The organism is Aeromonas sp. 102P (assembly GCF_051920345.1).
In the GTDB taxonomy this organism is placed as follows: domain Bacteria; phylum Pseudomonadota; class Gammaproteobacteria; order Enterobacterales; family Aeromonadaceae; genus Aeromonas; species Aeromonas veronii.
On record NZ_JBQBCZ010000001.1, the window covers coordinates 579,741 to 604,955 of the forward strand.

Genomic DNA, 25,215 nt, shown 5'->3' on the forward strand with positions numbered 1-25,215 from the left:
AACAGGATTAATGGTCTTCACTGGCCATCGACAAATAGACGATGGTCAACACCATGAAGATAAAGGCTTGCAGAGTAATTACCAGAATGTGGAATAGCGCCCAAGGCACGCTAAGCAGCCATTGGGACCACCACGGTAGCAGACCAGCGATCAGGATAAACACCAGTTCACCGGCATACATGTTACCAAACAGTCGCAAACCCAAAGATATGGGCTTGGAGAGCAGGGTAACCAACTCCAGCGCGAGGTTAACAGGTATCAATGCCCAGTGATTGAAAGGATTGAGAGTCAACTCTTTCGCAAAACCCGAGACACCTTTCATCTTGATACTGTAAATAATGATCAAGGCGAAGACACCCAAGGCCATGGACATGGTGATGTTAACATCGGCGGAAGGAACTACTCGCAAGTAGGGGATGCCCAGCACTTGTGCTGTGTAGGGCAGGTAGTCAACCGGGATAAGATCCATCAGGTTCATCAGGAAAACCCAGATGAACACGGTCAGAGCCAGCGGAGCAATCAGCCGGTCCTTACCGTGGAAGATACCCTTGACGGTGTCATCCACAAACTCGACAACCATTTCTACAAAACACTGCAGTTTGCCTGGCACACCGCTGGTCGCCGTAGCGGCAACTTTACGGAATATCCAGATAAACAGAGCGCCGAGGACAACGGAAAATATCATGGAGTCGATATTTACCGCCCAGAACCCCGAACCCACTTGCAGATGGTGCAGGTGGTGGGAGATGTATCCCTGAGTAGTCAGGGCTTCTCCGGTTGCAGCCATGAGTTTTCCTAGTAGCGGTTATTGAGAACGATCGTAATGACCCATTGGAAACACAAGGAAAGTGCATAAGTGACATAGAGCGGAAGATGCTCCGACTCCACGTTCGTGAGAACAACCACAAAAAGTGCGACTGTACTTACCAGCTTAATCCCTGCGCCAACATAAAAATCCCACAACACCCAACCCGCACTCCCGGGGCCAAGTTGTCTATTCAGAGCAAAAAGACTGAACAGCAGTTGTGGGATCACATATATCCCTCCCCCATAGAGGGAAGAATATCCGGCCGGAACTCCTTTCAGGTAAACCCATGCGGAGCTCACAGCCAGGATCAGAAGCAGCTGGCAACCCAAGATAGCCAAGGCAAGAGTCAATCCTTTCCAGGCTTCTCTTCGATACACCATACTCCCCCTGAACATTACAGAACTGTAAAAATCGAACATTGATATCAACGATTCAACAGCTCTTAAAGCCGGTCAAATTATACCCTTGAGGGCAGCTATTGCAATATGACATAAATCCTTAATTTTTGCGGCCTTCGGCGCTAAATTCAGGTTCTGTACATATCAAAAGTAATGGATGTTTTATTACTACAAAAAGCGTAAAAATCACGATTCTGACACGTCAAAATAGCCCAATATACGGTCCAAATCGGATAAATTCTCGTAACTTATTACTAACTTCCCGCTATCCCGCTTGCCAGGCTGAAGTTGCACCTGATTGCCAATTTTTTCTGCCAGTTGGCGCTCCAAGTAGCCGATCTGCGGATCACGGGCCGGTTCGACCCTGGCTTTTGCCGGTTCGAGCGCTTTTTGCACCAGCTTCTCGGTATCGCGTACGGTCAGCCCTTTCTGGGCAACCAGCTTGGCCAGTTCAGACTGTGCCTGGCCGCTCAGGGCCAGCAGGGCACGGGCATGGCCCATATCGAGGTCGCCGTGCTCGACGAAACGCTTCACATCGTCGTTGAGCTGGTTGAGACGCAACAGGTTGGTCACCGTGGTGCGGGACTTGCCCACCGCCTCGGCCACCTGCTGGTGGGTGAGCTCGAATTCGGTCAGCAGTCTTTGTAAAGCGACCGCCTCTTCGATGGCATTGAGGTCTTCCCGCTGAATATTCTCTATCAGCGCGATGGCGACGGCAGCCTCGTCGGGTACATCCTTGACGATACAGGGCACCACCTCAAGCCGCGCCAGCTGGGACGCGCGCCAGCGCCGCTCACCGGCAATGATTTCGAAGGATTGTTCGCCGAGAGGGCGTACCACGATGGGCTGGATCACCCCCTGAGCGCGGATGGAGTTGGCAAGCTCTTCCAGTGCATCCTGGGACATGTCTTTGCGGGGCTGGTACTTGCCGGACTGCAACCACTCCACCGGCAGCTTGCGCAGCTCGGTCTGATGGGCTGGAAGCATGGCCTCTTCAGTACGTTGATCGCTCATCACCTGTTTCTGGCGGGCAGCCGTGCTGGTACTGAGCAGGGCATCCAGCCCCTTGCCCAGTCCACGTTTTTTCGGAGTCATATGCTCTCTCGGTCTGCGATGGTCGCCTGACGTTCCTGCTCCTGGCGGCGCAGGATCTCGCCAGCCAGTGCCAGGTAGGCCTTGGCGCCCACCGATGATTTGTCATAGTGCATGGCCGGGGCACCGAAACTCGGGGCTTCAGCCAGTCTGACGTTGCGGGGAATGATGGTGCGGTAGACTTTGTCGCCAAAGTGCTGTTTTAGCTGATCGGACACATCATTGGCCAGCCGGTTGCGATGATCGAACATGGTGCGCAGCACCCCTTCGATCTTGAGATCCGGATTGACCACGGCGGCCAGCTTGCTGATGGTGTCGACCAGGGCGGTGAGCCCCTCCAGCGCGTAATATTCGCACTGCATGGGCACCAGCACGGAGTCGGCGGCGGCCATGGCGTTCACGGTCAGCATGTTGAGAGAGGGCGGGCAGTCGATGAAGACGTAGTCGTATTTGTCCCGCACCGAAGCCAGCGCATTGCGCAGGCGGATTTCGCGGGCGAAAAATTCCATCAGACGGATTTCGGCCGCGGTCACGTCGGCGTTGGCGGCAATCAGGTGATAGCCCCCGGTGGTTTCGGGGATGATCACTTCGCTGATGGGGGCATCCTCGATCAGCAGCTCATAGGCTGTGCGCTCGACATCATACTTGTCGACACCGCTGCCCATGGTGGCATTGCCCTGCGGATCCAGATCGATCACCAGCACCTTGCGCCGGGTGGCAGCCATGGAGGCGGCCAGATTCACACAGGTGGTGGTTTTACCCACTCCACCCTTCTGGTTGGCTATGGCGATGACTTTTCCCACACGATCCCCTAAATGAAACTGCGACCCTATTCGGGCTGGATATGTTTGAATTCCAGCAGATGACGTTCGCCTTCCAGCTCCGGCACCCGCAACTCATGACAGGCTACCAGACGGATATTGGCAGGCAACTGGGCCAGCTCCTGCTCGGGATATTGTCCCTTGAGCGCCAGGAAGCTGCCCTGTTCTGACGGCAGGTGGTGACACCAGCTCAGCATGTCCTCCAGAGAGGCAAATGCCCGACTCAGTACACCATCAAATCCCACCTCGGGTTGATACTCTTCAACCCGGGATTTGACCGGCGTCACATTGGTCAGACCCAGCTCCTGGATCACCTGGCGGATGAAGTTGATCCGCTTGCCCAGACTGTCGAGCAGGACGAACTGCTTGTCCGGATTGATAATCGCCAGCGGCAATCCCGGCAGGCCGGGACCTGTCCCCACATCGATGAAGCGCTCACCGTGCAAGTGGGGGCTTACCACCAGGCTATCGAGGATATGCTTGACCAGCATGGCGTCCGGATCTCGCACCGAGGTGAGATTGTAAGCCTTGTTCCACTTGTGCAGCAACTCGACCAACTGCACCAGTTGGCTCTTTTGGGTATCGGTTATAACAATTTCGGCCTGCTTGAGCAGGCCGTTCAATCTTTCCAGCATATTTTCCAACGGTAAGAATCCTCAGGCGGTTTTACGCAGCAGGCCGTGTTTTTTCAGGTGAACCAGCAGGATGGAGATGGCCGCCGGGGTGATGCCGGAGATGCGGGAAGCCTGACCAATGGTCTGCGGCTTGGCATCGTTCAGCTTGGCTTTCACCTCGTTGGAGAGGCCGTTCACCTCGCGATAGTCCAGATCCAGCGGCAGCAGGGTGTTCTCGTTGCGCAGCTGCTTTTCCACTTCATCGTGCTGACGCTCGATGTAACCGGCGTACTTGATCTGGATCTCAACCTGTTCGGCCGCGGCAGGATCGGTCACGGAAGGGCCGACACCTTCGATGGCCATCAGCGCATCATAGGTTACCTCGGGGCGACGCAGCAGCTCTTCCAGACTCTGTTCGCGGGTCAGCGGGGTGTTGACCAGGGCGTTGACCGCTTCCAGTGACGGGTGTTGCGGGTGGATCCAGGTTGAACGCATGCGCTGACGCTCCAGCTCGACCAGTTCCATCTTGGCGTTGAATTTGCTCCAGCGATCGTCATCCACCAGACCCAGCTCGCGACCGATGGTTGTCAGGCGGATATCAGCGTTGTCTTCCCGTAGCAGCAGGCGATATTCGGCGCGGCTGGTGAACATGCGGTAAGGCTCGCGGGTCCCCAGGGTGGAGAGATCGTCCATCATCACGCCCATATAGGCCTGATCCCGACGCGGGTTCCAGGGATCCTTGTCCTGGGCACGCAGGGCCGCGTTCAGGCCGGCCATCAGGCCTTGTGCCGCCGCCTCTTCGTAACCGGTCGTCCCGTTGATCTGGCCGGCGAAGAACAGGTTTGGAATGCATTTGCTCTCCATGTTGGCCTTGAGATCCCGCGGATCGAAGAAATCATATTCGATGGCATAGCCCGGGCGGGTGATGTGGGCATTCTCGAAGCCACGCACGGAGCGAACGATCTGCACCTGCACGTCAAACGGCAAGCTGGTGGAGATCCCGTTCGGGTAAAGCTCGTGGGTGGTCAGGCCTTCCGGTTCGACGAAGATCTGGTGCGCAGTCTTGTCGGCGAAACGGGTGATCTTGTCTTCGATCGACGGGCAGTAGCGCGGGCCGATCCCCTCGATCACCCCGGCGTACATGGGGCTGCGATCCAGGTTATTGCGGATCACTTCGTGGGTACGCTCGTTGGTGTGGGTGACGTAGCAGGGCACCTGACGGGGATGCTGGCTGGCATCGCCAATAAACGAGAAGACCGGACGCGGATCGTCGCCGTGCTGTTCCTGCATTACGGAGAAATCGACGCTGCGGGCATCGATGCGCGGCGGGGTGCCCGTCTTGAGGCGATCGATGCGCAGCGGCAGTTCGCGCAGGCGCTGGGCCAAGGCGATCGAGGGAGGATCCCCGGCACGGCCGCCCTTGTAGTTTTCCATCCCTATGTGGATCAAACCATTCAGGAAGGTACCGACCGTCAGCACCACAGTCTTGCCGCTGATGCGGATCCCGCTCTGGGTGACCACACCGGCAACACGATCCCCGTCCATGATCAGATCGTCACAGGCCTGCTGGAAGATCTTCAGGTTCGGGTAGTTCTCCAGCATCTGACGAACGACGGCCTTGTAGAGCAGGCGATCCGCCTGGGCACGAGTGGCTCGCACTGCCGGGCCCTTGGATGAGTTGAGGGTGCGGAACTGGATCCCGCCAAGATCGATGGCACGCGCCATGATCCCGCCGAGTGCGTCAACTTCCCTGACCAGGTGTCCCTTGCCGATCCCGCCGATCGCCGGATTACAGGACATGTGTCCCAGCGTATCGATATTGTGGGTCAGCAACAGAGTGTTCATGCCCATACGGGCTGCCGCTGTTGCTGCTTCGGTTCCGGCATGACCGCCACCGACGACGATCACATCAAATTGTTCATGGTATTGCATTGGGATCACCTTGATCTGCACGCCTGAAGATCTTTATTTGCCTGGGCTAAAGGGCGGAACATTCTATCTGTTTCGCGTCCTGAGGGGAACGTCTACTTAACGTTCAGTATGAAGGGAGGATCCACTAATTAGATCTTAAGGATCTTAAGGATCTTTAGATCGATCTTTTACTGGATCTCTTATTAGGATCCGCCCTTTCTGTTGATAAGCACTTTTTGATCATAAAGATCATTAATTTAAGGACGATCCTAGCTTGTGGAAAAGCTTGGATCCTGGCCCGGTGAACGAGGGGATAACCAGGACTTTTATACACAGAGGTCTGTCGGTCTGGATCTAATACATGGATAACTATAGGTTTTGCAGAGCTTTACACCGTAGTTATGCACATTACCCCTGGGCATTGTGGGTAACCTTGTAGAACAACTCCCCCGGATCAATCTGTTAATAACATGGTGGATAGTCGATCTGGGGATAAGTGGGGAGATCAAGCTTTTTTTCAGGATCTCCCGCACGCTGATCAGGCGATCATCGTCATCCAGTCGCGGATCCACACTTCTGCCGCATCTTCGGGGATCTCGTGTTGGGTCACATCGATGTCGAGCCGCTCGCCGATCCGGCTGGCACCGCACTCGGCCAGCAGCCGATCCAGCGTCTTGCCACCCTGGCAAAAGGTGTCATAACTGCTGTCACCAAGGGCGATCACGCCATATTTCAATGAATTAAGATCCGGATGCTGCTCGGCAAGATCCTTGGCGAAGGGTTGCAGGTTGTCGGGCACATCCCCGGCACCATGGGTGGAAGTGACCACCAGCAGGATGGATCCCGCATCATCCAGCACCTCTGCCAGCTTGGCCGGGTTGTGGATCCGGGTCTGGTGGCCAGCCTGTTCCAGCAGGTTGGCGACGTGGTCTGCGACATATTCGGCGGCGCCCAGCATGGAGCCGACGACGAGATTGAGTTTGGCCATGGAATGGATCCTGATTTCAGACAAAGAAACGGAAAGCCGGATTCTACCGCCAAAGGGTGTGGATAAATATGGATAAAGCTTGGGGATAATGGATCCAGTCAGATAATGCCACCGGATCCATCCCGTCGATCTTTTTTCTGCTTCTTTATATTCCTCTCCATTTTCTTCTCCGCTAATGGCTCTCCTGATGGCTCCCATCTCCCGCGAAATCCTGCCAACGATGCAGATAGATAACAATGTAGATGCAAATGATTAGCAATTATTGAATCGATTCGATCACGGCTCCTGTAGTAGGATTGCGCTGCTTTATTCGCCCATGGAACAGGGTGATGTCGTGACAAACGACCACAAATAACAATTAAAACAACATAACTCATTGATAAACGAGACTTTAATATGATTGCGCAAAAATACACTACAGGACCCGGCAAGAAGGGCGCCTTCGGCGTGCTTTCGCTCTCCGGTTTGCTCGTCTCCCTGCCGCTGATGGCCGAACAAACCACCGCTGAGCTGCCCAAAGCCAGCGAAACCATGGTGGTGACCGGTACGGCCATGAAGGTTGAAGTGCCGATGGCAGAGACCCCTCGCGCCGTCTCCGTGGTTAATCGCGAGGAGCTGGATCAGCACGCCGTGTTGCAGCTGGATGAAGCGATTCGCTACCGTTCCGGTGTATTGACCGGCCTCTATGGCTCCGACAACAACACCGACTGGTTCAAGGTGCGTGGCTTCGATGCTGCTTCCTATCTCGATGGAAGCATCCTGTTTGGCTCTGGTTACTATCTTTGGACGCCGGAACCGTTCGGCCTGGAGAGTCTGGAAGTGCTGAAGGGGCCCGCTTCAATGCTCTACGGCGTAGCGCCTCCGGGCGGGGTGATCAATGCCATCAGCAAGCGACCGACCACCACGCCGCAAGGGCTGGTGGATCTGCAGCTTGGCAGCCGGGATCATCGTCAGGTCGGGGTGGACGTCTCTGATGCGCTCTCCGACAACAGCCGCTATCGCATGGTTGCTCTCTATAAAGAGCGTGATGGGGTGCTTACCGGTACTTACAACGATCGGGTTTATCTGGCGCCGAGCGTCGCCTTCGATCTTTCGGATCGTACCAGCCTGACCCTGCTGGCCAGTTTCCTGCACGACGAAGGAGTCCCGACCAACGGCTTCTTCCCGGTCTATGGCACCCTGAATACTTCAGGTGGCCAGATTGATCCCTCCACCAACCTGAGCCAGCCGGATTACGATCGCAACCGCAATACCCAGCTCTCCACCGGTTATGAGTTGGCCCACCAGCTCAACCAGAGCTGGGAGTTCAAGCAGAAGGTTCGGTTCAACTATAACGATCTGCTGCTGCGCCAGACCTATATCTTCCCGACCTATGAAGGCACAACCGCCAGTCGTGGCCTGGTTTACCGTGATGGCAATACCAAGAGTGCCACCATGGATAACCAGATGGTGGGTTACTGGAACACTGACAGCACCGAACAGACCTTGCTGCTGGGGGTGGATCTGCAGCGTCACGTCAATGAAGGGGTCGAGGCCGACAACTACGGTATGGGCTCCATCAATACCATGAACCCGGATTACAGCGGCTTCCCTGGATTTGATGAGTCAACGGCCACTTACCAGAAAACAACTATGGCTCAAGAGGGGGTCTATGCCCAGCATCAGATCCGTTGGGACGATCGCTGGTTGCTGACAGGAGGTGGTCGCTTTGACTATGTCGAGACCCATAACATCAGCAAAACATATGATAGAGATGAAAAGCAGTACGATCATGCGCTATCCCTTTCCGGCAGCTTGATGTATCTGGCCGACAACGGCATCTCGCCATATCTTGCTTATTCTGAGTCGTTCTTGATGTTGCCCGGGATCGATCCGAATACCAAAACTTCATATAAATCCCGTGAGGGAAAATTGTATGAAGCAGGCGTCAAATATGCGCCTGCCTTCCTCGACGGTTACATCAATCTGGCGCTGTTCGATCTGGAGCAAAGTAACGCACTGGTTTCCAGTGGCTCAGGCCAGCAGACCCAGGCTGGCGAGATGACCTCCCAGGGGATTGAGCTGGAAGGGAGCGTGCAGGTGACAGATGCGCTGCGTCTGACCGCTGCTTATACCTACACAGATGCCAAAACCAACGACACCGGCAGTGGCGATCGCCGTGCCAGCCTGATCCCGCGCCACATCGCCTCCTTCTGGGGTAACTACAAGCTGCAGCAAGGGGTGGCTTCGGGTCTGGAGCTGGGGACTGGCGTGCGTTATATCGGTTCCAGTGTGGGTATTGGCGCCGTGAATGCGGACTACACCCCCATCTACGGCTCTGCCGAGGTGTCGGCCCATACCGTGTGGGATGCGATGATCGGGTATGACTTTGCCAAGAACTGGCGTGCCCAGCTCAACGTCAACAACCTGCTGGGTGAAACCTACGTGGCCAGTTGTGACTACTACTGCTACTACGGCGAGCCGCGCAGCGTAGTGGGCAGCATCAACTACCGCTGGTAATCGAAGTCGGGCGGGAACCGGGTTCCCGCCCTTCTTTTCACCCGCAGTTGTTCTGATATATCTGGAATATCGGTTCGTTATGGAACTCTTGTCTCTGGTTTATCGCCAATATCGTTGGCCTTTTATCGCCATTACCCTGCTCAGTCTGCTCAGTGCCGTCAGCGGGATTGGCGTCATTGCTTTTATTAATCAGTCTCTTATCGAATCTATAGGTGATCCGCTGCCGATCCTCTGTCAGCTGGTCTGCCTGATTGTGTTGCTGCTGGTGATCACGCTCGGATCTCAGCTGGCCCTGACCACTATCGGTCACCATTTTGTCTACCGGTTGCGTGGCCGTCTGCTCAAGCAACTGCTGGATACCGATGTCGCCCGCATTCGCCAGATTGGTCAGGGGCCGCTGCTGGCCTCCCTCTCCAGCGATATCGGCCAGATCACCATCGCCTTCGTGCGCCTGCCGGAGCTGGTGCAGGGGCTGGTGCTCACGCTGGGTTCTGCCCTCTATCTTGGCTGGCTCTCTCCTGCATTACTCGGGGTGACCGCACTCTGGGTCACCGTCACCATGGTGGTGGGCTGGTTGCTGGTGAACCGTGTTTATCGCCATCTCTCCCAAATGCGTCAGGCTGAAGATCGGCTCTATCAGAACTATCAGGCCATCATCGCTGGCAGCAAGGAGCTGGCGCTCAACCGCGAGCGGGCTCACTTCGTTTACTACCAGCTCTATGAGCAGAATGCCCGTGACTACCGCCAGCAGATCATCCGCGCCGACACCTATCACCTGAGCGCGGTGAACTGGTCGAATATCATGATGCTGGGGGCCATCGGTCTGGTCTTCTTTCTGGCCAACGGCCTTGGCTGGGCCAACACCAATGTGGCCGCCACCTTCGCCCTTACCCTGCTGTTCCTGCGCACCCCGCTGTTGCAGGGAATTGGCGCACTGCCGACCCTGCTTGCCGCTCAGGTGGCCTTCGACAAGATCGCCGCCCTCAATCTGGCCGAGCCGGATGCGGGCTTCCCGCTGCCGCCCGCCATCCGCCCCTGGCAGCGTATCGAGCTGGAGCAGGTGAGCTTTCACTATCAGGGGGAGGGCGGTTTTGCCGTTGGCCCCATTGATCTGGTCATCGAAAAGGGGGAGCAGATCTTCATCATCGGTGGCAATGGATCCGGCAAGTCGACGCTGGCCATGCTGTTGACCGGCCTTTACCAGCCAGTATCGGGCCGGATCCTGCTGGATGGTGAGCCGATCACCGATCGCAACGGCTATCTGGCTCTCTTCTCCGCCATCTTTACCGACTATCACCTGTTCCAGCACCTGCTGGGGCCGGAACCCAAGGATGAGCTGGTGGCCGAGTGGCTGGAGCGGTTGCAGATGGGCAGCAAGCTCACCATCGAGGATGGCTTTATCGCCGATATAGAACTCTCTCAGGGGCAGCGCAAGCGGGTCGCCCTGCTGCTGGCGCTGGCCGAGCAGCGCGAGGTGATGCTGTTTGACGAGTGGGCTGCGGATCAGGATCCCCAGTTCCGCCGCATCTTCTATCAGGTGCTGCTGCCGCGCCTCAAGGAGATGGGCAAGACGGTGATTGCCATCAGTCACGATGATCACTACTTCCCGCTGGCCGATCGCCTGCTGGAGATGCGTCAGGGTCAGCTCACCGAACTGACCGGGGCGCGCCGCGCCGCAGTGAGCCGTGATGCGATCGCCCACCTGGATTGCGAGGTGCCGGCATGATGCTGGCACCGATGAGACTGGCGGCAAGCCAGCACAGGAATTGCTTATGTTCGAGATGAAATCAGCCAGCTTCACGGTCAATGACCGCACGCTGCTGCACCCCACCGACCTGCGTTTCGAGCAGGGACAAGTCTATGGCCTCATCGGCCACAATGGGTCGGGCAAATCGACCCTGCTCAAGCTGCTGGCACGCCAGCAACCCCTCAGCGACGGCGAGATCCTGTTCGATGGCAAGCCGCTGCCCGACTGGGGCAATCGGGAGTTTGCCCGTCAGGTGGCCTATCTGCCCCAGCATCTGCCGAGCGCCGAGAATCTGCTCGGGCGGGAGCTGGTGGATATGGGGCGCTACCCCTGGCGCGGCCTGCTGGGCCGGATGGGGGCGGAGGATCACCGTCAGGTCGATCGGGCCATTGCCCTTACCCATACCGAACGCTTTGCCGATCGGCTGGTGGATACCCTCTCCGGTGGCGAGCGGGGGCGGGTCTGGCTGGCGATGCTGCTGGCCCAGGAGAGCCGCTTCATCCTGCTGGACGAGCCGCTGGCCGCGCTGGATGTGGCCCATCAGGTGGAGGTGCTGACGCTCGTCAAGCAGTTGAGCCGTCAGCTCAACCTCGGGGTCATCATCGTCATTCACGACATCAATATGGCCTCCCGCTTCTGTAATCGGCTGGTGGCGCTTCACTCCGGCCGCCTGCTTACCCACGGCGAACCTGAGGGGCTCATGACCAGCGAGACCCTGCACGCTATCTATGGCATTCCGATGGAGGTCATTCGCCACCCGGCCCATGCTCATCCCATCGCCATCGTCTGACCGGGGGCATACTTGAACCTTTTATTGAAGATGGTCCCTTGCATCGTTAGCCTGCTGCTGGCGCTCCCGTTGCAGGCTGCACAATCATCCGCAACAAACGAGGCCACCAGCGCGCCACCCCGTATCGCCACCGTCGACTGGACCATAGCCGAGACCCTGCTGGCGCTCGGGGTGACGCCGCTGGCCGTTGGGGATGCAGGCCCCTATCAGGCATGGGTCGGCGAGCCACGGCTACCTGCCGGAGTGGTGGATATCGGCCTGCGCACCCAGCCCAACCGTGAGCTGCTGGCGGAGCTCAAACCCGATCGCATCCTCATCTCGCCGCTGGCGGCCCCGCTGGCGCCAACTCTTTCCCGCATCGAGCCGGTGAGTACCATCGCCCTCTATGATGGGCAAACCGATCTGTGGCAGCGGCTGCACGAGGTGACCCTGACCCTCGCCCGTATGGTGGACAAAACCGCCGAGGGAGAGCGGCTGCTGGCCGGGCTGGATCTGGATCTCGCCAGTATGCAGGCCAGATTGCCTGCGGATCTGCCGCCCCTGCTGGTGGTGCAGTTTATCGATGAGCGCCATGTGCGGGTGTTTGGTCGCCACAGCCTGTTCGATGCGGTGATGACGCGGCTCGGCCTGCGCAATGGCTGGCAGGAGCAGACCAATGACTGGGGGTTCTCGGTGGTCAGCATCGAGCAGTTTATGACCTTGCCAACCGCGCGGCTGGTGGTGGTCGATCCCATCCCGGTAGGGGTGAGCGAACGGCTGCAGGAGCCTGGGCTGTGGCAGCATCTGCCGCTGGTACGGCAGGCGCCCGTGCTGCATCTGCCTGCGGTCTGGAGTTTTGGCGGCGTACTTGCAGCCCGCCGTTTCGCCGGTCTGCTCAGCGATGCATTGCTGCAAGATGCCGAGCGTATGGAGGCGAGCCGATGAAGCGACTGCTCACATCGCCGCTGCTGCGGCCGGTCTCGATCCTGCTGGGGTTGACCCTCTTGCTCGCGTATTGGGAGCTGGCTCGCCAGCTGCCAGGTGCGCTCTGGTGGCAGAGCCTGTTCACCCCCAATCTGGATGATGTCAGCCAAGCGGTGGTGCATTTCAGCTGGCTGCCCCGCTTGGCGGTAACCCTGCTGGCTGGGGCGGCGCTCGGGCTGGCGGGCACCCTGATGCAGCAGGTGCTGCGCAACCCGCTCGCGTCACCGACCACCTTGGGGGTGGCCTCCGGTGCCCAACTGGCGTTGATGATGGTGACCCTGTTTGCCCCCTCCTGGTTGCTGCTGGGGCGGGAGTGGATCGCCATGGCCGGTGGCAGCCTCGCGATGGCACTGGTGTTTGCCCTGGCCTGGCGTCGCCAGCTCAATCCGGTGGTCATCGTCTTTGCCGGGCTGGTGATCAACCTCTATCTGGCGGCCATCAGCATGGGGCTCTTGCTGTTCTTTCAGGAGGAGCTGAAAGGCTTGCTGGTGTGGGGCAGTGGCTCGCTAGTTCAGAACAGCTGGAGCGGGGTGAGTTACCTGTTACCCCGCCTGCTGGTAGCCGCTGCGCTGGCCGTTGTGCTGGTACGCCCGCTGGCAGTGCTGGAGCTGGATGATGCCAGCGCCCGCAGTCTGGGGGTCTCCCTGCAGCATCTGCGTTTTGCCGGACTGGGGCTGGCGGTGTTTGTCACCGCTTGCGTGGTGAGCGTGGTGGGGCTGATCGGCTTTATCGGGCTGGCGGCGCCCGCCATGGTGCGGCTGCTCGGGATCCGCCAGCTTGGCCAGCGGCTGCTGTGGGCTCCAATCCTCGGCGCCCTGATGCTGGCGGCGACCGATCTGCTGCTGCAGAGTCTGAGTCGCTTCTGGCCGGTGCTGATCCCCACCGGCGCCATGACCGCTCTACTGGGGGCGCCGCTGCTGCTCTGGCTGATCCCGCGCCTTGGCATCAAGTCGGGTGCGCCTAAGGCAAACGCCGGCCTGCTGGTGGCTCGCCATCCGGCTCCGGCTCGCCTTATCGGCCTGTTGCTGGTCGGGCTGATGCTGGCCGTGGTCGCCTCCCTGCTGGTTGGACAGGGGATGACGGGCTGGAGTTGGCCAAGCTGGCTCCGCTGGCAGGCCCAGCTGGAGTGGCGGCTGCCGCGCACTCTGGCGGCGGGGGCGGCTGGCGTGCTGCTGGCGCTGGCGGGCACCCTGTTGCAGCGGGTCAGCAACAACCCGATGGCGAGCCCGGAGTTGCTGGGGGTGAGCGGCGGCACCTTTATGGGGGTGATAGCGACGGCCTTACTGCTGCCAGCTTTGCCGTTGCCCATAATGCTGCTGGGCGGCCTGATCGGGGCCTTCGCTTGTCTCTTGCTGCTGGTAGTGGTCAATCGCAAGCACGGCTTCCAGCCGGAGCGGATCCTGCTCTCAGGTATCGCCATCACGGCGTTGTTTGAGCCGCTGCAGGCCATCGCGTTGGCCAACGGTGACCTGCGGGTGCAGCAACTGCTCTCATGGATGTCCGGTTCCACCTACTACGTCACCCTGCCGGTGGCCTATGGGCTGGTGGGGCTGGCGCTGTTGATGCTGGCCGCCTGCCTGCTTGTCAGCCGCTGGCTCGATCTGCTGCCAATGGGGAGTGCGGTGGCGACCGCGCTGGGCATTCACCTCAACCGTGCCCAGCTTGCCATCCTGCTGCTGGTGGCCGTGCTCACCGCCAGTGCCACCCTGGTGGTCGGGCCGCTCTCCTTCGTCGGTCTGTTGGCGCCACATATGGCCAAGCTGATGGGGTTGGTGCGGGCACGCTGGCACCTGCTTGGGGCCGCCGCTTCCGGCGCCCTGTTGATGGTATCGGCGGACTGGGTCGGCCAGCAGATCCTCTTCCCGCAGGAGGTGCCGGTCGGGCTGGTATCCACCCTGTTAGGGGGCGCTTACTTCATGTGGTGCCTGCGCCGCCTCTAGGTTCGCGGACAAAAAACGCACAACAAAAAGCCCGGGATGAGCCCGGGCTTTTTATTGTTTGCCGAACCGGCTTACTTGCCGATGCAGAATGTAAATAATTTATTATCTTCAATATGTTAGTGACTTTTCGGGGGCCACTTGGGGTAAAAGTAACTAAAACAGCATATTGAGAGGCCGCTCACGGGTTTCTGTCATCGTGCAGCGTTCCCACATAGTCCATTCTCGATCGTGCAGCCTTCCCATATGAATCAACGCGATGCCACCACACGCACTCAAAACCGCTTTTTAGGTGAGTTTTGAACATATTTTGAACCGACTATAGCATCGTCCGGTGCCTGGAAAGCCGCTTTACTCTTCGAACCGTGCAAGTTTCCCATAGGTAGTTTGGCTAACCGTGCAGTCATCCCACATAACGCCAATTTAATCCCAACCCTTTATCAGCCTGGCTGAGCGGGCTTTTAGGCCCTCTAGAATGGTGCTGCTGATGGTGTCGGGGAAGTCTGCTGGCAATTGCTGGGTAACGCGCTCAATAACATCATCAACGGAGTTGGCCAGTTCTGTCAGGATCTCTTCCATAGCAGAACGCTCAAATCCCACAGTTTTTGCCGTTTGGAAGAAATGACGCGGGAATATCTGCTCAATGGAGTACTTCTTTCCCTTGCTGCTTGCTAGGCCCATAGCGAGCTTGGCGTCCCTTCGGTTGAGGCCTCGGCCGCCAAACACTGGATAGACAGATAGGATGTCGTAAAAAGGGGTCAGGCGAAAACGCCCTTCCGGTTCAATAAAGACCGAGAAGTTCTTTGCATGGCCATCGGTGGCCGCCAGCAGCCAGAACAGGACCTGAGATTTCATGAACAGGTAGCGATCCTGTTCTGGTGTCGCAGAGCCCAGCAAGGTTTCCATGATGTCAGTGATCCCTGGTCCTCCATGGCTCTCGTATTTCCGTGCTGACGGAACATTCAATACCTGACAGAAATCTTCTTGGGGAAGGCGCATGATCCAACTGCGATCGGCAGCGTAACGTCTGTCGAAGCGTTCCACAGCCAGTGCTTTGACCTGGCCAACCTGCATCATGAAGCAGTGAGGTACGGGTAGACCAAACTCCTTGGCAATCAGAGTGCAGAGATATTCGTTTTCTACGCTTTGGGAGAGGTCTATCGAGTAGGAGTGGCTTTCAATCTTGCCGATAGGGAGTTTGATAATGTGGGTTGTCGGCGTTGCGTTGAGTGGCAAGTACCAAAGGCCATCGAGATAGAGCAGCGCAGTCTTTTCTTGCGCCCCGGCGATAGAGATCCGAAACTCCTCTTGTTCCCTGACCATCCCCAAAGGGATTCCTGATTTGTAGCTGGTCAGGATCTGCTCGAGCTCGTCATCGGAAAGGGCCTTGTAGTCGATTCGCCTGACATCTGGAACATCGTGTCCTTCGGTAACCAGCTGTAATGCCCCTACGCTATCCTGGCCAATGCAACTGAGCAGATCGAAGGGCTGGGTTGATACCGCCTGATAGCGTGCTACAACCCTGTTCCTCACCTCCGTATTATCTGGCAGCAGGTTATCAAAGAAGTTATATGCTTCATCGCCTCGGTAGGCCTGATGGCGCAATGGCATGGAGAGTGAGATGGGACGGCTGCCTGGTTGTGCCAGCCAGGACTCATGGTACTGAAACTGATGGGCACCGCTGGTAGTTTTGGTGAATGTGCCTACCCGATAGCCGTTCATGTAGACAGCCAGATTGGCCATTACCACTCCTCCTTCCAGCCCGATGTCGGACTATCGGATGACTCATTGCGGGGTTTGATGTCCAGTGACAATTCGAGTGCCGCGAGGATCTTGAACAGGGTTTCCAGCTTGGTGGACTCAGGGTTGAGCTCGAAGCTGGATACTGTGTCTTGCCTAATCCCCACTTTCTCGGCCACTTTGCCTTGAGAGAGCTTTTGCGAAAGCCTGGCATCCTTGATACAGGCGCTCAGCTGCTTGGCGCTGGTTACTTTCATGATTTGACAACCTGGTAGCATGCCTTCTTCCAATTTACACGCTATGGCAGGTATATCAATGTTTACCTGTTATAGGAGGTAAATATAACTTACACGCTATAGGCGGTATTTAACAGTTATCCCCTATAGCGGGTAAGAGAACGGTAAACGGAGATATGACGTCGAAGTTTCAATCAATATGGGCAGCCAACCAGTCGAGACCTTGCTCTGCAAACGTGAACAGCTGGTCGCTATAGCCTTGAGCAATGACGCTACGGATGATCTCGGGGTCAATATTCAGATAGTCGTGCACCAGCGCAATGCGAAGGCTAATGAGCTTGCTCCAACAGATCAGAGTGTCGGGGCATAGCTCACCACGTAGGACAAGGAACTCGAATGCCTGATAGGCATCCTGTGGGGTATGGCCTGCCAGCGTTTTGGCCCAGTGTTTTGCCACGCCAATACTTGCTTCGATAGAAACTTGCAGGATTCGCTCGGCGGCGCGGTACTCCAGATTGGAAAGGGTACGAAGCGCCAGAATTGCCCGGATCTCTGACAGCTCGGCCTGGTAGCGCGACAAGCTGGTGCGCAAAGCGCCGATATAAGCGTTATCGCTCATCTCTACTTCTCTACTTAATGTTTATTGATATCGATAACCGAGAGTTTTCCCCAGAACTCATTGCCACTACAGCGCCAGCAGTTCTTGAGTGCTGTATCCAGTAGTCCACTCTGTTTAGTCGGAGCAAAGGCCACCGCCAGATCCCAGTTGGTGCTAGGGCAAGCTGTCCCCTTGGTACGGTCATTTGGTAGTTTGAGACAGAATACTGGTTAGTATGGTGTCACATGGTTGGGCTTTTGTACGTAACGTTCAATAGCCTGCCGCGCTGCGCTTGGCTGCTGGCTTGTTCGGTGAGTCGAAAAGATGACTCACCTCAAAGCCCAGCTTCTGTAGATTTCCTCCTTTGGCATCCCATTCAGCAGATCAGGAATGGTGAGCAACGTCGCTTAAATACTCAAATACAACTCAAAAGCGACTTTGTGATGACGGATCACACTTAAAGTTTGTTCTGTCAGATCAGAAGGCTATCGAAAGGTCGTATTTCGATCGTCATGTGGTGGTTCTAAAAAGGTATACCCCATAAAAACCACTCGATATCCTCTCGAAAGAAATATTGAAACCACTTATATTGAACCAATAATTAAGAACCACTTTAAACAGACTGATGGGGGTTTCAATGTTCATACGGGCGTATTTACGTGCATCGACTATGGAACAGGATGCTGAGCGGGCACGAAAGCTGCTGATTGGTTTTGCTGCTGAGCATGGCCATCAGATTGCCAGTTTCTATGTGGAGAATGAGTCGGGAGCGACGCTGGACAGGCCTGAGCTTATGAGGCTGATCCGCGACGCTGCAGATCGTGACATTGTGCTGGTAGAGCAGATTGATCGTCTGGCCCGTCTCAATCAGACGGATTGGCAAACACTGAAGCAGCTTTTGGCACAGAAACAGCTCTCCATCGTTTCTCCTGAGCTTCCGACTTCCTGGGTGGCATTACAGGGGGACAGCCGCTCCGAGTTCACCAGCGCCATCTTGCAGGCTGTAAATGGCATGCTGTTGGATATGCTCGCAGCCGTCGCTCGTAAAGACTATGAAGATCGCCGTCGCAGGCAGCAGCAGGGTATTGCCAAGGCCAGGGATGAAGGGAAATACCGTGGTAGGCAGAAGGATGAGAAGAAGCGTCAGCACATCGCCAGGCTGTTGGTGACTGGCCACAGTTATTCCGCGATTCAGGAGATGCTTGGTTGCTCAAGGTACCTTATCGCCAGTGTGGCCAAGGAGGCGCGCAGTTAGCTCCAGAAGTAGTAATTTTTGATGACCGGCCCACCCTTGCGTTTTGAGCGTGGGGTTGTCTTGAGGGTTTTCGCTGTCCAGATAAGAGCGATGCTCAGCGCAGTGAACAGCCCGGCGGGCCAGTGCCAGCAGGTGAGTGCGGCAAGAGCCATTAACTGCAACCTGGCCGTGATGGGGCGTCTGGTGGCCCAGGCCAGTATTGGCCAGCACCAGTAAACCGGTGGCAGGCAGATCAGCAGCCATGCAAACAACGTGTCGCCAAGTGCCATCAAGCCCAGCGCAACCACCGCCATGAGGGCGATATCAGCGATCGGTTTCATGGTGCCGCTCTTTTGCATGCGCTTTGTAGCTATACAGACTCCACACGAAAACAAGCGTGAAGAAGGCCAATAAGCCCGCCATCCCCCAACTGAACGCATCCATCGTTTTGCTCCACCACTGAAGATAATTTCAGCATGGCACTGAAGGTGTTGGCGTTCAATCAACTTATTGAAAATGTTGAGTTTGTTCGTTAGTGACAAAGTTGGAACTATGGAATCCAGTGGTTTATTGACCAGCGGAATCAGCGCCCTCATTCCCGGCCAACCCCTGTCCAGTTCCCCTCCACATAACTATCTATCTGGAATCTTGGTGAGGATATTCCAGATAGTGGAATTTCGCTTCAGAACGAGCACCTGGAATATTGATAGGGGCCTTCCCATCTATCTGGAATGTTCGTGTTGTTTTTCGCTCTGGAATGTTGGTCGTCTTATTTGAAGGGATGATGGACCTTGGTGTGCTGGAATTGATGGGGGCGGATTCCTATCTATCTGGAATTTTGCCCCTCATATTTCAGGATGTCAGCAGTCGGTGGGCCATCCCGTCGAGCAGCTGTTTGGTCTTCTCCCAGGTCGGCATCACCTGGCTGAGCAACCGCCAGAATCGCTCGCTGTGGTTGTGTTCGGCTAGGTGGCAAAGCTCGTGGAGGATGACGTAATCAATGCACTCTCTGGGGGCTTTTACCAGATGAGGATTGAGTGTGATCCGGCCATTGGGCGAGCAGCTTCCCCATTGGGTTTGCATATTCAGCAGGCGTAGCGGAGGGCGATCCACAACCCACAAGGATTGTTCCAACATGGCATCGAGACGTTTGGCGAAAAGCTCTCTGGCGCGGGTTCTATACCACTGGGTCAGTTGAGCCTTCACTGTCTCGGGTCCTGGCTGCCTGACTGATACTTCCAGCTTGCCTCGCAGCAGTTTGACCCCTTGCACACTGCTTGGTGCAACGATGACCTTGAGCAGGTATTGCTTGCCGAGGTAAAGGTGACTCTCGCCACTGACATAACGGCGTGGCGTAACATGTTCCAACTGCTGACGAAAGTCACGCAACTGCTCGTAGATCCAGCGGGCACGTTTTTTTACCGCCGCAAGCACCTCTTCATCTGGCGTTTGCGGTGGGGCCATCACCTCAACCCGACAGTCAGGATGCACCTTGATCAGCAGTTTGCCGGCCTTGGGTCTGGTAAGCCGTTCGAACCGGATGAGCTCGCTGCCATAGGAAAAGTGCTGGAGCCTATTGGTCATGTTGCCGGAGGTACTCATCTGCAGTTACATCCCACTGTGACCAACTCGGGTAATCTGCACGACCATTTCCACCATGCGCTTGGCTTGATCCATGCCACAGCCGATGGCCTTGCACTCGGTGAACAGCAATGGCAGCAGCTTCTTGCGAATATCGGCTTCAATATTTTGCGGGTTGATAGAGTGTTCAGCGACCGAGGCATCAACCAACCGGTCGATCTCGAAAGCGAGTTTGACCCACTTTTCTTCAACCTGAGCATCCTGGCTGTCAAACAGTTGTGGCAGGTTCTTTTTGAAGACCCCGAAGTAGGCCTGAGCATGGCGGTTAGTGCCAAACGCATCAGGCATATCGTTCAGGCGGCGTTCCTGTACCTGCTCTTCAAACTCGCGGAACAGCATGTACTGCTTGAGAGGGTGATCAAACAGTTTTTCCGCCTCTGCAATGGCGAGGCGCAACAAGGTTGAGAAAGACTCCTGAGCATAAGGGTCATCCCTGAGATCCTGCTCAATCATGCGCGTGACGCGAGTCTTGATGATGTCAGTCTCGTTGCGGGTCTTCTCTTTGCTCCACTCTTCCGGCGGTTTTTGCAGTCCCATCTTGCCGACTTCATACACACCACCGGGCTCTTTGACCTCGACGCCAACCACATGCTTGTCGAGCAGCTTTTTCACCTGCTGGGCGTACTCGTGGTAGTCGACTCTTTCACCTGCATCCTGTTGCACGGTTTGCCGCAGGCTGGAGAACTGCTGCAGCGTCTCTTTGTAATGGCGGCGATCCGCTTCGGTAAAGGCGGTGTCCTCGAAGAACGAGGCCGACTGTAGAGCTACTTTCAGGCAACTGGCAAAGCGGGAGAGTGCCTCATAGAAGTCTTCACGCACCTTGAGATGCACATCTACCAGCTCTCCCTCAACCTCTTCCATTCGGGGTACCAGCACCTGGCGCAGTTGCTCTATGTCCTGCTTGTTCTTTACCCCGGCAAAGATGTTCCACAGGTCCTTGTAGAGCTGTGGCAGGCGCTTGTATTCAGAGCTCATCTGGTTGTAGAGGCCGGCGATGTCGTCAAGGTCGTAGCCACCCTGAGTGCGTGAGGCGAGATCCTGATACTTGGCGATAGTGGTATCTAGCTCCGAGAGAATGCCGCGGTAGTCGATGAGCAAGCCAAACTCTTTGTCCGGGTGCAGCCGGTTGACCCGGGCGATGGCCTGGATCAGGTTGTGCTCCTTCAAGGGTTTGTCGATGTAAAGCACCGTATTCTTGGGCTCATCGAAACCGGTCAGTAACTTGTCTACCACGATCAAGAGCTTGAGCGGATCATCCTTGTCGGCGAAGCGTTCGATAATCTGCTTGGTGTAGAGCTGCTCATCCTGGCTACCCACGTTATCTTTCCACCACTGCACGACCAGAGGGAGGTTAGATTCATCGACATCGGTATTGCCCTCCCGGCTATCGGGGGAGCTGATAACAATGGCGGATTCGAACAATCCAACCTCATCGAGATATTGCTTGTACTTGATGGCGGAAGACTTACTGTCGCAGGCGAGCTGACCTTTCAGCCCTTCCGGAATGTTCTTGTCGAAGTGTTCGGCTATGTCGCGAGCGATAAGCTGGAGCCGGTCATCGGCTTTGTAGAGCTCGCCTTTGCGTGTGTATTTGCGCTTCAGGTCAGCCTTTTGCTCCTCGGTCAGGTTGGTGGCGATGCGGTTAAAACCGGCATCAATCGCCCTGTCGTTCACATCGAGATCCGGGATGCGTTCTTCATAGAGCAGGGGGGTGACCGCTTTGTCCTCAACGGCTCGCTGCATGGTGTAAGCGTGCAGGATGGGGCCAAACTTGTTGGTCGTCTTGTCGTTTTTCAGTAGAGGGGTGCCGGTAAAGGCCACAAAGGCGGCATTGGGCAGGGCCAGTTGCATGCGAATATTGTTTTCGCCCCCTTGGCTACGGTGCCCCTCATCAATCAGCACGATGAGGTCCGAGCTCTTGTTGACGCACTCAGGCAATTTGGTAGCAGTGTTGAACTTCTGGATCAGCGAGAAAATGATGCGCTCGGTACCCTTGCCTATTTGCTCAGCCAGTCGCTTGCCCGAGGTGGCCATCGCCGCGTCCTTGTCCTTCTTGCCAGCCAGTTCACCACTGGATGAGAAGGTCTTGCTGAGCTGGCTTTCCAGATCCACCCGGTCGGTCACGACAATGATGCGGCAGGCTTTCAGCGCATCATGCAGGATCATCGCCTTGCTCAGGAAGACCATGGTGAACGACTTGCCTGAGCCTGTGGTGTGCCAGATCACCCCGCCTTGGCGGCCGCCATCAGGGCGCTTGTGGCTGATCCGCTCGATCAGTCGCTTGATGCCGAACACCTGCTGATAGCGGGCCACTATTTTGCCGGCTTTCTTGTCAAACAGGGTAAACAGACGGGTCATATCCAGCAGCCGATCAGGTGACAGCAGGCTGATTAGCAGCCGATCCTGGTCCGTCACAGCCAACTCGCCGGCGGCCAATAGGGTCTGGTACCAATCCAGTGTGGCCGTTGGGCGATGATCAAACAGTGTCGAGAGGGTTTCTTGGGGAATCGGCCGATTCTTGATCTCGGCCATCTGCGCGTCACTTATGTCTTCTTCACGCCAAGCTGCCCAGAATTTTTCCGGTGTGCCGCAGGTGCCATAGCGTCCTTCGATACCGCTGATGGATAGCAGCAACTGGCTATAGGCGAACAACAGCGGGATCTCACCGTGTAGCTGGTTGCGAATAGTCTGGGAGATCCCCTCCTTGACGGTAGGTCCCTTCTTGGCGTTGCTATCCGGGCGTTTTGCCTCGATCACCGCCAATGGCAGGCCATTGACGAAGCAGACGATATCGGGGCGACGAGACTCTATACCACTGGCTCGGGTGACGTGAAACTCTTCGGTAAAGGTGAAGCGGTTATTGTGCGGGTGATGCCAGTCGATCAGGGCAATGGTCGGGTTCACCTTCTTGCCGTCAATGAATTCGGTGACCGACATGCCATAGAGCAAATGGTTATAGGTCCGTTCATTGGCGGTCATCAGCCCTTCGTTAAGCGCTGGAGTACACAGCTCACTTACCAGATTGTCGACTGACTTGGCGGACAGCGGATACCTCTTGCCAGCATACACAAAGGCGCGTTTGCTCAGCTCCTCGCGCAGAATTTGGCTCAGCACGACCTGGTCATATTTATTGTTACGGGCTGCCAGTGCCTGCTTGGGGGGCAGAAAAGTCCAGCCCAGCTGGGTCAGCAGGGTCAGGGCCGGGATCTTGGCGCTGAACTCTTCTTGAAACTTGGGTGCGTGGTGATGATCAGTCATTGAGTTCAATTCCCCGTGCAGCGAGCCATTGGCGCCCTTTCTCTGTGGTTTGGTAAGCCTGTTCCGGATGATTGGGTACTTCTGGGTAGGCATAGCCAATCAAGCCCTCTTGTTCCCTCATAATGTTCAAATGGGACGCCTTTAGTGCGTTTTCTCGCCGGTTCAGCGTTTTGGCCAGTTGTTCAGTCTTGTAAGGACGCATGGCACAGAGCCACAGAATCACTGGCCACAGGTTATTTCTGCGTGCTTTGGGGGTGAGCTGGTCTATACGAGCGAGCAGATCTGACGGGAGGTCACCCGCATTTGAGCAGAGGTCACCTCTATTTGCCGCGAGGTCACCCGTATTTGCGTCGAGGTCACCCGTATTTGCCACGGGGTCACCCGCATTTGAGCGGGGGCCCTCATCATTGGCAGCAGCAAACAGCGGGAGTTCGTGAGGCGCTGACAGCTCGTAGTAAGTGGAGGAGCCTGCCCCCCCTTTGACCAGCAACTGGTACTGATGATGCAATCTTCCCAGTATCTGGCTGGCGGCGAGCGTATCAAGGCCGGTAATGGCTCGAAGGCCTGCGTTATCCACCGCTCCCGTCTCTTTGGCCAGGATCAGTGCTTTGGCCTCATCGTTGTTCAAGGTGAAATGAGCGAATTGTTTGAGCCAGGCCAACTGCTCTTCGCCCATCAGCTGATGCAATAGATAGGTTGCCAGAAACTGGTTCTGGATGACCTGACTCATAAAAACAGGCGCGGTCAGACCCACCTGGTCCAGCAGACGTCGCATGGTGCGGATGCCGGAGCCTTTGGTCTCGGCAAAGCTGACGTCGTAGAGCACAGAAGCCAGCACCGGATTGCGCAGGATAGAGCCCATCTCCCCCAGCATCGCCTCGGGCTTGAGAGAGTAGCCGGCGTTGCGTATCTCGAGACGGTTGCTAAAGCGCACCACTATGATGGGCTGATTGACCTGATAATCACGGTGCATGACGGCGTTGACCACCGCTTCGCGAATCACCTTCTGTGGCAGCAAGGGCTGGTCGTCTCGCTGGGTTTTGCCCTCTTCCAGACGAAAATGCTTTGGCAAGTCATCCAGAATGGTGGCCTCCAGTTTGGGGATCAGCGTCAGCAGGGGTTCACGCAGATCCAGCGTGGTGTCGAAGCGCTGTTGAGGGTCTTCCACCCACTGAGTGCCGGCGACGCGCACATAGTCCACGCGCATGGCGGGTAACAGTCTTCGCAGCGCCAGCGGTTTGCCAAGGAGCAACAAGCCGGCGATAGTGGGTACCCATTCACCTTGGCGCTTTTTCACCAGATTGAGGGATTGGAGCATCTCACTGTCACTGGCCTGCAACTCTTCAGCATGAGGGCGAACCTTGCTGCGCAGCGTGCGATAGAGCTCGATGGCGTGGGGATCGAGATCATCCCAGTGGGCGTCAGGCAGCAGAACCTGCTCGAACCCCAGGCCATTTTTGGCGAGCAGCAAGGGCTCCAGATCCAGCTGGGAGCATTCGTAATCACCGTTCAATCCCCGTCGCCAGACGCCGCTCTTGCGCTTGTTCTTGCTGTCGTATTTCCCTTTAAAGGTGCAAGGCTTGGCTGCCGGCTCCAGTTCGGGGACAAAGACGACTAGCACACGTTTTCCCTCCAGCTGATGGGCTTGTGCCTGTACCGGGATCGGCTGTTCAAACTGATCACGGCAGTTGGTTTGCAGGGTGTTGAGGAGCTGGTCACTGTGGCTGACACCGCATACCGAAAAGGTGTCGTGTGTGTCATCTGGCTCGTTAACCCCGAGCAGCAGATAGCCACCACCAAGGCCAGGCTCATTGGCAAAGGCACAGATCGACTGCATGACGGATGAACCGATGTCGCTGCCTCGCTTGGCCTCGATACGGGGACACTCATCCAGCTCGCGCAACTGAGCCAGCAACTGCTCCGGGGTAAATTCGATCATG

At 56.6% G+C, this 25,215-nt stretch carries 20 protein-coding genes; 6 read left to right on the forward strand and 14 right to left on the reverse strand.

Annotation, left to right across the window (positions count from 1 at the left end):
* Positions 1 to 7: 7 nt before the first annotated feature.
* The 7 genes from atpB to mioC form a co-directional block, all read right to left on the reverse strand.
* Positions 8 to 787, reverse strand: coding sequence for a F0F1 ATP synthase subunit A (gene atpB / locus ACTG1K_RS02800; RefSeq protein WP_440004786.1), 780 nt, complete (start codon positions 785 to 787; stop codon positions 8 to 10).
* Positions 788 to 795: 8 nt separating this feature from the next.
* A complete protein-coding gene (locus tag ACTG1K_RS02805) occupies positions 796 to 1,227 on the reverse strand; it encodes an ATP synthase subunit I (RefSeq protein WP_440004787.1) in 432 nt (143 codons plus the stop codon).
* Positions 1,228 to 1,392: 165 nt separating this feature from the next.
* A complete protein-coding gene (locus tag ACTG1K_RS02810; protein ID WP_440004788.1) occupies positions 1,393 to 2,301 on the reverse strand; it encodes a ParB/RepB/Spo0J family partition protein in 909 nt (302 codons plus the stop codon).
* Entirely contained in the window at positions 2,298 to 3,101 is an 804-nt protein-coding gene (locus ACTG1K_RS02815) for a ParA family protein (RefSeq protein ID WP_005342341.1), read from the reverse strand. The genes ACTG1K_RS02810 and ACTG1K_RS02815 overlap by 4 nt, the downstream gene beginning before the upstream one ends.
* 26 nt (positions 3,102 to 3,127) lie before the next feature.
* On the reverse strand, positions 3,128 to 3,754 hold the full coding sequence (rsmG, locus tag ACTG1K_RS02820) for a 16S rRNA (guanine(527)-N(7))-methyltransferase RsmG (RefSeq protein ID WP_031227633.1): 627 nt from the start codon (positions 3,752 to 3,754) through the stop codon (positions 3,128 to 3,130).
* Between the two features lie 21 nt (positions 3,755 to 3,775).
* Positions 3,776 to 5,665, reverse strand: a complete 1,890-nt coding sequence (mnmG, locus tag ACTG1K_RS02825; protein ID WP_440004789.1) for a tRNA uridine-5-carboxymethylaminomethyl(34) synthesis enzyme MnmG — start codon at positions 5,663 to 5,665, stop codon at positions 3,776 to 3,778.
* Between the two features lie 517 nt (positions 5,666 to 6,182).
* Positions 6,183 to 6,632: an FMN-binding protein MioC gene (gene mioC / locus ACTG1K_RS02830; protein WP_033138545.1), complete on the reverse strand. Its 450-nt coding sequence runs from the start codon at positions 6,630 to 6,632 to the stop codon at positions 6,183 to 6,185.
* Positions 6,633 to 7,028: 396 nt separating this feature from the next.
* Here mioC and ACTG1K_RS02835 point away from each other — a divergent pair, with 396 nt between their 5' ends.
* From ACTG1K_RS02835 to fhuB, 5 genes are all read left to right on the forward strand, one after another.
* Positions 7,029 to 9,131, forward strand: coding sequence for a TonB-dependent siderophore receptor (locus ACTG1K_RS02835; RefSeq protein WP_440004790.1), 2,103 nt, complete (start codon positions 7,029 to 7,031; stop codon positions 9,129 to 9,131).
* A 79-nt stretch (positions 9,132 to 9,210) separates the two neighbouring features.
* Positions 9,211 to 10,857: a multidrug ABC transporter permease/ATP-binding protein gene (locus tag ACTG1K_RS02840; RefSeq protein WP_440004791.1), complete on the forward strand. Its 1,647-nt coding sequence runs from the start codon at positions 9,211 to 9,213 to the stop codon at positions 10,855 to 10,857.
* 46 nt (positions 10,858 to 10,903) lie between these two features.
* Positions 10,904 to 11,668 carry an ATP-binding cassette domain-containing protein gene (locus ACTG1K_RS02845; protein WP_440004792.1) on the forward strand — a complete coding sequence of 255 codons (765 nt, stop codon included), beginning with the start codon at positions 10,904 to 10,906 and terminating at the stop codon, positions 11,666 to 11,668.
* 30 nt (positions 11,669 to 11,698) lie between these two features.
* Positions 11,699 to 12,592 (forward strand): ABC transporter substrate-binding protein, encoded by an 894-nt coding sequence (locus ACTG1K_RS02850; protein ID WP_440006794.1) that lies wholly within the window; start codon positions 11,699 to 11,701, stop codon positions 12,590 to 12,592.
* Positions 12,589 to 14,571, forward strand: coding sequence for a Fe(3+)-hydroxamate ABC transporter permease FhuB (gene fhuB / locus ACTG1K_RS02855; protein ID WP_374878910.1), 1,983 nt, complete (start codon positions 12,589 to 12,591; stop codon positions 14,569 to 14,571). Before ACTG1K_RS02850 ends, fhuB begins: the two co-directional genes overlap by 4 nt.
* Before the next feature lie 420 nt (positions 14,572 to 14,991).
* On the opposite strand, the gene ACTG1K_RS02860 is transcribed toward fhuB, so the two are convergent.
* From ACTG1K_RS02860 to hepT, 3 genes are all read right to left on the reverse strand, one after another.
* Positions 14,992 to 16,311 (reverse strand): type II toxin-antitoxin system HipA family toxin, encoded by a 1,320-nt coding sequence (locus tag ACTG1K_RS02860; protein ID WP_227272716.1) that lies wholly within the window; start codon positions 16,309 to 16,311, stop codon positions 14,992 to 14,994.
* Entirely contained in the window at positions 16,311 to 16,565 is a 255-nt protein-coding gene (locus tag ACTG1K_RS02865; protein WP_101323164.1) for a helix-turn-helix domain-containing protein, read from the reverse strand. The genes ACTG1K_RS02860 and ACTG1K_RS02865 overlap by 1 nt, the downstream gene beginning before the upstream one ends.
* 169 nt (positions 16,566 to 16,734) lie before the next feature.
* Complete coding sequence (gene hepT / locus ACTG1K_RS02870; protein WP_331379470.1) at positions 16,735 to 17,163, reverse strand: type VII toxin-antitoxin system HepT family RNase toxin; 429 nt, start codon at positions 17,161 to 17,163, stop codon at positions 16,735 to 16,737.
* A gap of 616 nt (positions 17,164 to 17,779) precedes the next feature.
* Between hepT and ACTG1K_RS02875 the strand changes: the two genes are divergently transcribed.
* On the forward strand, positions 17,780 to 18,397 hold the full coding sequence (locus ACTG1K_RS02875) for a recombinase family protein (RefSeq protein ID WP_439975347.1): 618 nt from the start codon (positions 17,780 to 17,782) through the stop codon (positions 18,395 to 18,397).
* Here ACTG1K_RS02875 and ACTG1K_RS02880 read toward each other — a convergent pair.
* The 4 genes from ACTG1K_RS02880 to ACTG1K_RS02895 all read right to left on the reverse strand — a co-directional run bounded on the left by ACTG1K_RS02880 (position 18,394) and on the right by ACTG1K_RS02895 (position 25,214).
* Entirely contained in the window at positions 18,394 to 18,717 is a 324-nt protein-coding gene (locus ACTG1K_RS02880; RefSeq protein WP_104016729.1) for a hypothetical protein, read from the reverse strand. The genes ACTG1K_RS02875 and ACTG1K_RS02880 overlap by 4 nt on opposite strands.
* Before the next feature lie 511 nt (positions 18,718 to 19,228).
* The gene (locus ACTG1K_RS02885) at positions 19,229 to 19,960 is read right to left on the reverse strand and encodes a M48 family metallopeptidase (RefSeq protein WP_439975349.1); all 732 of its coding nucleotides are present in this window, start codon (positions 19,958 to 19,960) and stop codon (positions 19,229 to 19,231) included.
* Positions 19,961 to 19,984: 24 nt separating this feature from the next.
* On the reverse strand, positions 19,985 to 23,275 hold the full coding sequence (locus ACTG1K_RS02890; RefSeq protein ID WP_439975350.1) for a type I restriction endonuclease subunit R: 3,291 nt from the start codon (positions 23,273 to 23,275) through the stop codon (positions 19,985 to 19,987).
* Positions 23,268 to 25,214 carry an RNA-binding domain-containing protein gene (locus tag ACTG1K_RS02895; RefSeq protein ID WP_440004793.1) on the reverse strand — a complete coding sequence of 649 codons (1,947 nt, stop codon included), beginning with the start codon at positions 25,212 to 25,214 and terminating at the stop codon, positions 23,268 to 23,270. Before ACTG1K_RS02895 ends, ACTG1K_RS02890 begins: the two co-directional genes overlap by 8 nt.
* Position 25,215: the final 1 nt, after the last annotated feature.

Excerpts from the sequence above, each read along its gene's own strand:
- atpB (WP_440004786.1), bottom strand. The coding sequence starts at position 787 with ATGGCTGCAACCGGAGAAGCCCTGACTACTCAGGGATACATCTCCCAC.
- ACTG1K_RS02805 (WP_440004787.1), bottom strand. The coding sequence starts at position 1,227 with ATGTTCGATTTTTACAGTTCTGTAATGTTCAGGGGGAGTATGGTGTAT.
- ACTG1K_RS02810 (WP_440004788.1), bottom strand. The coding sequence starts at position 2,301 with ATGACTCCGAAAAAACGTGGACTGGGCAAGGGGCTGGATGCCCTGCTC.
- rsmG (WP_031227633.1), bottom strand. The coding sequence starts at position 3,754 with ATGCTGGAAAGATTGAACGGCCTGCTCAAGCAGGCCGAAATTGTTATA.
- mnmG (WP_440004789.1), bottom strand. The coding sequence starts at position 5,665 with ATGCAATACCATGAACAATTTGATGTGATCGTCGTCGGTGGCGGTCAT.
- mioC (WP_033138545.1), bottom strand. The coding sequence starts at position 6,632 with ATGGCCAAACTCAATCTCGTCGTCGGCTCCATGCTGGGCGCCGCCGAA.
- ACTG1K_RS02835 (WP_440004790.1), top strand. The coding sequence starts at position 7,029 with ATGATTGCGCAAAAATACACTACAGGACCCGGCAAGAAGGGCGCCTTC.
- ACTG1K_RS02840 (WP_440004791.1), top strand. The coding sequence starts at position 9,211 with ATGGAACTCTTGTCTCTGGTTTATCGCCAATATCGTTGGCCTTTTATC.
- ACTG1K_RS02845 (WP_440004792.1), top strand. The coding sequence starts at position 10,904 with ATGTTCGAGATGAAATCAGCCAGCTTCACGGTCAATGACCGCACGCTG.
- ACTG1K_RS02850 (WP_440006794.1), top strand. The coding sequence starts at position 11,699 with ATGGTCCCTTGCATCGTTAGCCTGCTGCTGGCGCTCCCGTTGCAGGCT.
- fhuB (WP_374878910.1), top strand. The coding sequence starts at position 12,589 with ATGAAGCGACTGCTCACATCGCCGCTGCTGCGGCCGGTCTCGATCCTG.
- ACTG1K_RS02860 (WP_227272716.1), bottom strand. The coding sequence starts at position 16,311 with ATGGCCAATCTGGCTGTCTACATGAACGGCTATCGGGTAGGCACATTC.
- ACTG1K_RS02865 (WP_101323164.1), bottom strand. The coding sequence starts at position 16,565 with ATGAAAGTAACCAGCGCCAAGCAGCTGAGCGCCTGTATCAAGGATGCC.
- hepT (WP_331379470.1), bottom strand. The coding sequence starts at position 17,163 with ATGAGCGATAACGCTTATATCGGCGCTTTGCGCACCAGCTTGTCGCGC.
- ACTG1K_RS02875 (WP_439975347.1), top strand. The coding sequence starts at position 17,780 with ATGTTCATACGGGCGTATTTACGTGCATCGACTATGGAACAGGATGCT.
- ACTG1K_RS02880 (WP_104016729.1), bottom strand. The coding sequence starts at position 18,717 with ATGAAACCGATCGCTGATATCGCCCTCATGGCGGTGGTTGCGCTGGGC.
- ACTG1K_RS02885 (WP_439975349.1), bottom strand. The coding sequence starts at position 19,960 with ATGACCAATAGGCTCCAGCACTTTTCCTATGGCAGCGAGCTCATCCGG.
- ACTG1K_RS02890 (WP_439975350.1), bottom strand. The coding sequence starts at position 23,275 with ATGACTGATCATCACCACGCACCCAAGTTTCAAGAAGAGTTCAGCGCC.
- ACTG1K_RS02895 (WP_440004793.1), bottom strand. The coding sequence starts at position 25,214 with ATGATCGAATTTACCCCGGAGCAGTTGCTGGCTCAGTTGCGCGAGCTG.